General features: G+C 60.1%; 8 protein-coding genes, 3 tRNA genes and 1 riboswitch. Of the genes, 10 read left to right on the top strand and 1 reads right to left on the bottom strand.

The window, feature by feature from the left end; all coding sequences use genetic code 11:
- Positions 1-143: 143 nt before the first annotated feature.
- Genes astB through astE form a run of 3 tightly spaced genes read left to right on the top strand, consistent with a single transcriptional unit; the run spans position 144 to position 2,857 of the window.
- Positions 144-1,490, top strand: a complete 1,347-nt coding sequence (gene astB / locus V8J63_RS08445; protein ID WP_125926464.1) for an N-succinylarginine dihydrolase — start codon at positions 144-146, stop codon at positions 1,488-1,490.
- Positions 1,491-1,546: 56 nt separating this feature from the next.
- Positions 1,547-1,837: a hypothetical protein gene (locus V8J63_RS08450; RefSeq protein ID WP_016773591.1), complete on the top strand. Its 291-nt coding sequence runs from the start codon at positions 1,547-1,549 to the stop codon at positions 1,835-1,837.
- Between the two features lie 12 nt (positions 1,838-1,849).
- A complete protein-coding gene (gene astE, locus V8J63_RS08455) occupies positions 1,850-2,857 on the top strand; it encodes a succinylglutamate desuccinylase (protein WP_197892449.1) in 1,008 nt (335 codons plus the stop codon).
- A 152-nt stretch (positions 2,858-3,009) separates the two neighbouring features.
- Here astE and V8J63_RS08460 read toward each other — a convergent pair whose 3' ends face one another.
- Positions 3,010-3,519 carry a 6,7-dimethyl-8-ribityllumazine synthase gene (locus V8J63_RS08460; RefSeq protein ID WP_024014011.1) on the bottom strand — a complete coding sequence of 170 codons (510 nt, stop codon included), beginning with the start codon at positions 3,517-3,519 and terminating at the stop codon, positions 3,010-3,012.
- A 103-nt stretch (positions 3,520-3,622) separates the two neighbouring features.
- Positions 3,623-3,794, bottom strand: a riboswitch (FMN riboswitch).
- Between the two features lie 275 nt (positions 3,795-4,069).
- On the opposite strand from V8J63_RS08460, the gene ltaE reads away from it, so the two are divergent.
- From ltaE to V8J63_RS08495, 7 genes are all read left to right on the top strand, one after another.
- Complete coding sequence (ltaE, locus tag V8J63_RS08465) at positions 4,070-5,074, top strand: low-specificity L-threonine aldolase (RefSeq protein ID WP_197892447.1); 1,005 nt, start codon at positions 4,070-4,072, stop codon at positions 5,072-5,074.
- 146 nt (positions 5,075-5,220) lie between these two features.
- Positions 5,221-7,836 (top strand): alanine--tRNA ligase, encoded by a 2,616-nt coding sequence (alaS, locus tag V8J63_RS08470; protein WP_122612069.1) that lies wholly within the window; start codon positions 5,221-5,223, stop codon positions 7,834-7,836.
- Between the two features lie 90 nt (positions 7,837-7,926).
- A complete protein-coding gene (locus tag V8J63_RS08475) occupies positions 7,927-9,168 on the top strand; it encodes an aspartate kinase (RefSeq protein ID WP_016773595.1) in 1,242 nt (413 codons plus the stop codon).
- 187 nt (positions 9,169-9,355) lie between these two features.
- Complete coding sequence (csrA, locus tag V8J63_RS08480) at positions 9,356-9,544, top strand: carbon storage regulator CsrA (protein ID WP_002554426.1); 189 nt, start codon at positions 9,356-9,358, stop codon at positions 9,542-9,544.
- A gap of 62 nt (positions 9,545-9,606) precedes the next feature.
- Positions 9,607-9,697 (top strand) — tRNA-Ser (locus V8J63_RS08485).
- A 107-nt stretch (positions 9,698-9,804) separates the two neighbouring features.
- Positions 9,805-9,881: transfer RNA gene (locus V8J63_RS08490), tRNA-Arg, on the top strand.
- Between the two features lie 72 nt (positions 9,882-9,953).
- Positions 9,954-10,026 (top strand) — tRNA-Arg (locus V8J63_RS08495).

A 10,026-nucleotide genomic window follows, 5' to 3' on the forward strand; every position in this document is an offset into this window, starting at 1 on the left:
CGCTCCCACAGGTTCAGTGGTGTTCACACATTTTGTGTCCAACCTAAATCCTGTGGGAGCGAGCCTGCTCGCGAAGGCCGCGCCTCGGTCTTAAAGAATAGTTACTGAAGCCTATAACAACAGATTCTCGTGGAGCCTCGCTGATGAAATCCTATGAAGTCAATTTTGACGGTCTAGTGGGGCCGACCCATAACTACGGTGGTCTGTCCTACGGCAACGTCGCCTCGCAGAGCAACAGTCAGCAATCCTCGAATCCGAAGGAAGCGGCGCTGCAAGGTCTGGCGAAGATGAAAGCGCTGATGGACATGGGCTTTCAGCAAGGCGTGCTAGCTCCGCAGGAGCGTCCCGACGTGGCCGCGTTGCGCCGTCTGGGCTTCAGTGGCACTGACGCGCAGGTGATCGAGCGCGCCGCCAAAGAAGCGATGCCGCTGCTGGTCGCCAGTTGCTCGGCGTCGAGCATGTGGGTGGCCAACGCCGCCACGGTCAGCCCGAGTGCCGACACCGCTGACGGCCGCGTGCACTTCACCGCCGCCAACCTCAATTGCAAATATCACCGCAGCATCGAACACCCGACCACCAGCCGCGTGCTCGGCGCGATGTTCGCCAATCAACAGCACTTCGCCCATCACGCCGCTTTGCCGGCAGTGGCGCAGTTCGGCGACGAAGGCGCGGCCAACCACACGCGTTTCTGCCGTGAGTACGGCGAAGCGGGCGTCGAGTTTTTCGTGTTCGGCCGCAGTGCGTTCGACAACCGTTTCCCGGCGCCGCAGAAATACCCTGCACGCCAGACCCTCGAAGCCTCGCAAGCCGTCGCGCGTCTGCACGGTCTGCGTGACGAAGGCGTGGTCTACGCGCAGCAGAACCCCAACGTTATCGATCAGGGCGTGTTCCACAACGACGTGATCGCCGTGGGCAACGGTGAAGTGCTGTTCTATCACGAGGATGCCTTCCTCGAGACCGACAAGATGCTTGCCGAGCTGCAAGGCAAACTGGCCATGGTCGGCGGCAACTTCCAGTCCGTTTGCGTGCCGCGTTCGGCGGTCACCGTGGATGACGCGGTGCGTTCCTACCTGTTCAACAGCCAGTTGCTCTCGCGTCCTGACGGTTCGATGCTGTTGATCGTGCCGCAGGAATGCCAGGCCAACGAACGCGTCTGGGCTTATCTGCAAAGCCTGACCAGCTCCGGCGGGCTGATCCGCGAAGTGAAGGTCTTCGATCTCAAGCAGAGCATGCAGAACGGCGGTGGCCCGGCGTGCCTGCGTCTGCGCGTGGCGCTGAATGAAACCGAACTGGCGGCAGTCAACCCAGGCGTTATCATGACGGCCCCGTTGTACGGTTCGTTGACCGCATGGGTTGAAAAGCACTACCGCGACCGCCTGAGCGAAACCGACCTGGCGGACCCGCAGTTGCTGCTTGAATGCCGGACGGCACTGGATGAACTGACGCAAATCCTTAAACTGGGCGCGGTTTATCCTTTCCAGATCAATTGATCGCCAGCGCGCTGCCTGAACGTGGCGCGCGGCGTGTCACCCAAGAGAGTAAAAACATGAGCGATTCCCTGCAGCTGATCCTTGAAGACACCGACGGCACGCAATTGCAAACCTCGTGCACCCGCGTCGCGGTGATGTGGCAAGGCAAAGAGCTGTGGATCCAGCAGGACGGCCGTGGCCAGCTGCTGATCGGCGTCGACGTCGAGGAAGGTGACGAAGAGTACGCCAACCTGCTGCTGCGCCCATTGGCGACTAATCTGGTAAGTCTGCAACTGGAAATGGAACCGGCTGACCTCGGCGCTGACGAGGATCACGTACACGGCCCGGATTGCAACCACGACCACTAAGGAAACCGCTCTATGCTCGCCCTCGGCAAACTGCTTGAACTGACCCTCGCCGGCCGCGAACCGGCGGAGAAGACTCAACTGACTGTCGAAGGCGTGCGCATGCGCTGGTTGAGCGAAGGGGCGCTGGAAGTGCGGCCCCCGGAAGCGCGCGACAATGGCCTGGACCTGCTGCTGTCGGCAGGCATCCATGGCAACGAAACGGCACCGATCGAGTTGCTTGATCGGCTGCTGCACGACATCGCACGCGGCGATCTCAAGCCGCGCGCACGCATTCTGTTCCTGTTCGGCAACCCGGAAGCGATTCGCAAGGGCGAGCGTTTCGTCGAGCAGGACGTTAATCGGCTGTTCAACGGTCGCCACGAACAAAGCAGCGGCTCGGAAGCGCTGCGCGCCTGTGAGCTGGAACGGCTGGCGGCGAGTTTCTTCAGCAAGCCCGAGCGCCAGCGTCTGCACTACGACCTGCACACCGCGATTCGTGGGTCGAAGATCGAACAGTTCGCCTTGTACCCGTGGAAGGAAGGGCGCCAGCATTCCCGTCGCGAACTGGCGCGCCTGCGCGCCGCCGGCATGGAAGCAGTACTGTTGCAGAACAAGCCATCCATCGTCTTCAGTTCGTACACCTACGACAAACTCGACGCCGAGGCTTTCACCCTGGAACTGGGCAAGGCGCGGCCGTTCGGGCAGAACGATGGCGTCAACGTCTCACTGCTGGAAACCCGTCTGAAACAGATCATCGAAGGCACTGAGCCGGAGACGGAAGAAGGGCTGGACGGTTTGCAGCTGTTCAGCGTGGCGCGGGAAATCATCAAGCACAGCGATGCGTTCCGCCTGAACCTGCCGGCGGACATCGAGAACTTTTCCGAGCTGGAACCGGGTTATGTGCTGGCCGAAGACCTGGCCAATACCCGCTGGGTGATCGAAGAGCAGGGCGCACGGATCATTTTCCCCAACCCCAAGGTCAAGAACGGCCTGCGCGCCGGCATCCTGATCGTCCCGGGCACCGACGAAAACCTCGCCTGATAGCGACATCTGAATCGGCACAAAACCAATGTGGGAGCGAGCCTGCTCGCGAAAGCGGTCTACCAGTCAACTTGTCGTCGGCTGGCAGTCCCTCTTCGCGAGCAGGCTCGCTCCCACATTTGATTTGAGTGAGGTCAAAAACTCACTCGACGTTACACGGCTACAGCACGCGGCTCGGTTCGACGCAACGCGCGAATCTTCTGCAACGTATCGGCGCAAGTCCGCGCAGCTTCCTGGCCCTTGTGCACAAAGTGCTCGAAGAAGAACTTCTGATGCTCTTCGCCCGAATGGAAGTGATGCGGGGTCAGCGACACCGAGAACACCGGCACTTCGGTTTCCAACTGCACCTGCATCAGGCCGCTGACCACCGATTGCGCAACGAACTCGTGACGGTAAATGCCGCCGTCCACCACCAGGGCGGCGGCGACGATGCCGGCGTAACGGCCGGACTTGGCCAGCAGCTTGGCGTGCAGCGGCATTTCAAAGGCGCCGCCGACTTCAAAGAAATCGATGTCCGCTTCCTGATAACCCTGCACCAGCATTTCAGCGACGAAGCCTTTGCGGCTCTGGTCGACGATTTCCTTGTGCCAGCAGGCCTGGATGAACGCGACGCGCTCGCCCTGTGGGTGTTTGCTTTTGCTGTCGATAGCGGTGGGTTGCATGTTCTGACTCCTGTTTGTGTGAAAAACAGGGCGTTATGAATCGAAAGGGATGCAAGGGTGCGAACGCAGGCACGGATGCACGCGGACGGCCCTTTGGCGTCGATCCCGTTCTCTCTTCATCCGGACTATGACCGTCGGCCCCGGAATCACACCGGGTCTGCTGACCTTGCCGACGCACCCGACTCAAGTCGTGTGCAGCGCCAAGCGCTCGCGGGCTATGCGCATTGCGCGCAATTACCGCCGGTGGGGAATTGCACCCCGCCCTGAGAACGTTTGTGCCGCCCAATCTCGGGCAGCGGGCAGTTTGTAACACATATTTTTCGGTCCTGCACAGAACCTGTGGGAGCGAGCTTGCTCGCGAAAGCGGCTTCACATTCAACGAATATGCTGCCTGTTACTGCTCTTTCGCGAGCAGGCTCGTTCCCACATGGATTGTGCTTTTTCCTGAGGACGGTGATTTTTCCTTCTTCAAGGCTTGATTAATCCGCGCCATGACCGCAGTAATCCCACTTCACAAAGGGATTTCCCCATCTGACCAGAGGCCAGGTTCATGAGCGTTATTGATCTTCGCAGCGACACCGTCACCCAACCGACTCCCGCCATGCTCGACGCGATGACCGCAGCGGACACCGGCGACGATGTGTACGGCGAAGATCCGACGGTTAATCGCCTCGAGGCAGAACTGGCCGAGCGCTTGGGCTTTGCTGCTGCGCTGTTCGTGCCGACCGGGACCATGAGCAACCTGCTCGGCCTGATGGCGCACTGCGAGCGTGGCGACGAATACATTGTCGGTCAGCAGGCGCACACCTATAAGTACGAAGGTGGCGGGGCGGCGGTGCTCGGTTCGATTCAGCCGCAGCCGCTGGAAGTGCAGGCCGACGGTTCACTGGATCTGGATCAGGTTGCGGCCGCGATCAAACCGGACGATTTCCATTTCGCCCGCACCCGTTTGCTGGCGCTGGAAAACACCATGCAGGGCAAGGTGCTGCCGCTGGAGTATCTGGCGCGCGCGCGACGCTTTACGCAGGAACACGGCCTGCAATTGCACCTCGACGGCGCGCGGTTGTACAACGCGGCGGTCAGGCTCGGCGTCGATGCCCGGGGGATCACCCAGCATTTCGATTCGGTGTCGGTGTGCCTGTCCAAAGGCCTCGGCGCGCCGGTCGGCTCGGTGCTGTGCGGTTCCGAGCAACTGATCGGCAAAGCGCGGCGTTTGCGCAAAATGGTCGGTGGCGGCATGCGTCAGGCCGGGTTGCTCGCGGCGGCTGGCCTGTACGCGCTGGATCATCACGTCGAACGGCTGGCGGATGACCATGCCAACGCGCAGTTGCTCGCCGAGGGTCTGCGTGAGGCCGGTTTCGTCGTCGAGCCCGTGCAAACCAACATGGTCTATGTGCAAATGGGCGACAAGGCCGCAGCACTCAAGGACTTTGCCGGCGAACGCGGGATCAGGCTCAGCGCCGCTGCGCGCTTGCGCATGGTCACGCACATGGACGTCAGCCGCGCGCAAATCGAACAAGTGATCGCGACATTCGTCGAGTTTTCACGCAAGTGACAGCGTCAGCCGTCCAATTGACCGTTTCTATCGTATAAACACGCTGTACCCCGCGCGCAGGGCCGATATAATGCGGCCCTTTGCCGTCGCTTCGTCTCACGACGTTTCGAACAGGCCTTTGGCCGCAGCCTCCGTGGAAGAACCTAATGAAAAGCGCAGAAATCCGTGAAGCCTTCCTTCGCTTCTTCGAAGAGCAAGGCCACACCCGTGTAGCCTCCAGCTCTTTGATTCCGGGCAACGACCCAACCCTGCTGTTCACCAACGCGGGGATGAACCAGTTCAAGGACTGCTTCCTGGGCCAGGAAAAACGTGCGTACACCCGTGCCACCAGCAGCCAGAAATGCGTGCGCGCCGGCGGCAAGAACAGTGACCTGGAAAACGTCGGTTATACCGCGCGTCACCACACGTTCTTCGAGATGCTCGGTAACTTCAGCTTCGGCGACTACTTCAAGCACGACGCGATCACCTTTGCCTGGACCTTCCTGACTGGCGTGCTGAAGCTGCCGAAGGAAAAGCTCTGGGTCACTGTCTACGCCACCGACGACGAAGCGTATGACATCTGGACACAGAAAATCGGTGTGCCCGCCGAGCGCATGATCCGCATCGGCGACAACAAGGGCGCTCCATACGCTTCCGACAACTTCTGGACCATGGGTGATACCGGCCCGTGCGGCCCGTGCACCGAGATTTTCTACGACCACGGCGAGCACATTTGGGGCGGCCCGCCGGGCTCGCCGGAAGAAGATGGCGACCGCTACATCGAAATCTGGAACAACGTGTTCATGCAGTTCAACCGCACCGCCGATGGCGTGTTGCATCCGTTGCCAGCGCCGTCGGTGGACACCGGCATGGGCCTGGAGCGGATCAGTGCGGTGATGCAGCACGTCAACTCCAACTACGACATCGACCTGTTCAAGAACCTGCTCAAGGCTTCGGCTGAAGCGATCGGCTGCGAAAACGGCGATCAGTCGTCGCTCAAAGTCGTTTCCGACCACATCCGTTCCTGCGGTTTCCTGATCGCCGACGGCGTGCTGCCGTCCAACGAAGGTCGCGGTTACGTGCTGCGCCGGATCATCCGTCGCGCCTGCCGTCACGGCAACAAGCTCGGCGCCACCGGCAGCTTCTTCTACAAGATCGTCGCGGCGCTGGTTGCCGAGATGGGCGAAGCCTTCCCGGAACTGCAGAAGCAGCAAAGCAACATCGAGCGCGTGCTCAAGGCTGAAGAAGAGCAGTTCTCCAAGACCCTGGAGCACGGCCTGAAAATCCTCGAGCAGGATCTGGCCGAGCTCAAAGGCACCGTGGTGCCAGGCGACGTGGTGTTCAAACTCTACGACACCTACGGTTTCCCGATGGACCTGACCGCCGACATCGCCCGCGAACGCGGCCTGACCGTCGACGAAGCCGGCTTCGAGCGCGAGATGGAAGCGCAGCGTGTTCGCGCGCGTTCGGCCAGCTCGTTCGGTCTGGACTACAACACCCTGGTCAAGGTCGACGTGGCCACCGAGTTCACCGGTTACGCCGCCACCAGCGGCTCGGCGAAAATCGTTGCCATCTATAAGGATGGCCAGTCGGTCGACGTGCTGAGCGAAGGTCAGGAAGGCGTGATCGTGCTCAACCAGACGCCGTTCTACGCCGAATCCGGTGGCCAGATCGGCGACTGCGGTTTCATTCAGGCCGGCAGCAGCCGCTTCGACGTGCGCGATACCACCAAAACCGGCGGCGCATTCCTGCACCACGGTGTGCTGGCCTCGGGCAGCCTGACCATTGGCGCACCGGTGGAAACCCACGTCGACGCCGAAGTGCGTCACGCCACCGCGCTGAACCACTCGGCCACTCACTTGCTGCACGCCGCGCTGCGTCAGGTGCTCGGTGAGCATGTGCAGCAGAAAGGTTCGCTGGTTGACAGTCAGCGCCTGCGTTTCGACTTCAGCCACTTCGAAGCGATCAAGCCAGAACAGATCAAGCAGCTGGAAGACATCGTCAACGCCGAGATTCGCAAGAACTCCGCCGTTGAAACCGAAGAAACCGACATCGAAACCGCGAAGAACAAAGGCGCCATGGCGCTGTTCGGCGAGAAGTACGGCGACAGCGTGCGCGTGCTGAGCATGGGCGACTTCTCGGTCGAACTGTGCGGCGGTATCCACGCCAACCGTACCGGCGACATCGGCCTGCTGAAAATCATCAGCGAAGGCGGTGTGGCCTCGGGCGTGCGTCGTATCGAGGCGGTCACTGGCGCTGCGGCGCTGGCCTACTTGAACGCGGCGGAAGAACAACTCAAGGAAGCGGCCAGCCTGGTCAAGGGCAGCCGCGACAACCTGATCGACAAGCTCTCGGCGGTACTGGAGCGCAACCGTCTGCTGGAGAAACAACTCGAGCAGTTGCAGGCCAAGGCAGCCAGCGCTGCGGGCGACGATCTGTCGGCCTCGGCGGTGGACGTCAAGGATGTGAAGGTGCTGGCTGCCCGTCTGGACGGTCAGGATGGCAAAGCGCTGCTGGCGCTGGTCGATCAGCTGAAAAACAAACTCGGCCGCGCAGTGATCCTGCTCGGCGGTGTCCATGAGGAAAAGGTCGTACTGGTTGCAGGCGTAACCAAGGACCTGACTGGCCAACTCAAAGCCGGTGATTTGATGAAACAGGCTGCTGCGGCAGTGGGCGGGAAGGGCGGTGGTCGTCCGGACATGGCGCAGGGCGGCGGTGTCGATGCCGCTGCGCTGGATGGCGCGCTGGCGCTGACCGTTCCATTCGTCGAGCAGGCTTTATAAGACGGCTCGCCGGGCCCGCAGTCTAGTGGCGGGCCTGGCGACTGTTCGAAAGATTATTGGGCGCCCTTCATGGGCAGAGGCGGCTTTGAAATGGCTTTGATCGTACAGAAATTTGGAGGCACCTCGGTCGGCACTGTCGAGAGAATCGAGCAGGTCGCCGACAAGGTTAAGAAATTCCGCGATGCCGGCGATGACCTGGTGGTTGTGCTGTCTGCAATGAGCGGCGAAACCAACCGTCTGATCGATCTGGCCAAGCAAATCAGTGGCGAGGCGCAACCGGTTCCGCGCGAGCTGGACGTGATCGTGTCCACCGGTGAGCAGGTGACGATTGCCCTGTTGGCCATGGCGCTGATCAAGCGCGGTGTGCCGGCGGTGTCGTACACCGGCAATCAGGTACGGATCCTGACTGACAGTGCGCACAATAAAGCGCGTATCTTGCAGATTGATGACCAGAAGATTCGCGGTGATCTGAAGGCTGGTCGCGTGGTGGTTGTCGCCGGTTTCCAGGGCGTCGACGAGCACGGCAACATCACCACCCTCGGTCGCGGCGGTTCCGATACCACCGGCGTGGCACTGGCGGCGGCCTTGAAGGCGGATGAATGCCAGATCTACACCGACGTTGACGGTGTCTACACCACCGACCCGCGTGTGGTGCCGGTCGCTCAGCGTCTGGACAAGATCACCTTCGAAGAGATGCTGGAAATGGCCAGCCTCGGTTCCAAGGTGCTGCAGATCCGTGCGGTGGAATTCGCCGGCAAGTACAACGTTCCGCTGCGCGTATTGCACAGCTTCAAGGAGGGTCCGGGCACCCTCATTACTATTGATGAAGAGGAAACCATGGAACAGCCGATCATTTCCGGCATCGCTTTCAACCGCGATGAAGCCAAGCTGACCATCCGTGGCGTGCCAGACACCCCGGGCGTGGCGTTCAAGATTCTCGGCCCGATCAGTGCCGCGAACATCGAAGTCGACATGATCGTGCAGAACGTCGCGCACGATAACACCACCGACTTCACCTTCACCGTGCACCGCAACGACTACCAGGCCGCACAGACTGTGCTGGAAAACACCGCTCGCGAGATCGGTGCTCGTGAAGTGGTTGGCGACACCAAGATCGCCAAGGTCTCGATCGTCGGCGTCGGCATGCGTTCCCACGCAGGCGTGGCCAGCCGCATGTTCGAATCCCTGGCGAAAGAAAGCATCAACATCCAGATGATCTCGACTTCGGAAATCAAGGTGTCCGTAGTGATCGAAGAGAAGTACCTGGAACTGGCCGTGCGCGCGCTGCACACGGCTTTCGAACTGGATGCTCCGGCCCGTCAGGGCGAGTAATCCGCTTCTGTGAAGGGCGCGGTCTGACCGCGCCCTTTATTTTTGAATGGCGCGAGCCCCGGAACTGTTCTTTTGCTCGCGCTGGTCAATACTCAGGCATGTAGGGCTACGATCGCTGCGGTTGTAGGTCGGGTGCCTTTTTTTTGCAGACTGTTGTCCCTGAAATGAATGGCGTAAGGAGAAAGGTATGCTGATTCTGACTCGTCGGTGCGCGGAAAGCCTGATTATCGGTGACGGCGAAATCACCGTGACCGTGCTCGGCGTCAAAGGAAACCAGGTGCGTATCGGCGTCAACGCTCCGAAAGAGGTTGCGGTGCACCGTGAGGAAATTTACCTGCGTATAAAGAAAGAGAAGGACGAAGAACCAAGCCATTAATTTTTATCGATTTTTATGTTTGCAAACGGGGAAGAAGCTGGTTAATATACGCCCCGTGTTGCGGAGAGCTGGCCGAGTGGCCGAAGGCGCTCCCCTGCTAAGGGAGTACACCTCAAAAGGGTGTCGGGGGTTCGAATCCCCCGTTCTCCGCCATTATTTGCTTAGTACGTCGTAATCTGGCTTCTTCTGTAAGTTGTTGAAATTTCTAGAAAAAGTGTTTGACATAGAGATTAGACGGCCTATAATGCGCGGCAACAAATGCACTCGTAGCTCAGCTGGATAGAGTACTCGGCTACGAACCGAGCGGTCACAGGTTCGAATCCTGTCGAGTGCACCATTTAAGAGTTATTTGCTGTAAGGTGAGTAACTCGGCTTCAGCCAGTTGTGGTCTGGTTTAAAAACACAAAATGCACTCGTAGCTCAGCTGGATAGAGTACTCGGCTACGAACCGAGCGGTCACAGGTTCGAATCCTGTCGAGTGC

It is taken from the genome of Pseudomonas sp. CCNWLW23 (assembly GCF_037095675.1).
Taxonomy (GTDB): Bacteria; Pseudomonadota; Gammaproteobacteria; order Pseudomonadales; family Pseudomonadaceae; genus Aquipseudomonas; species Aquipseudomonas atacamensis.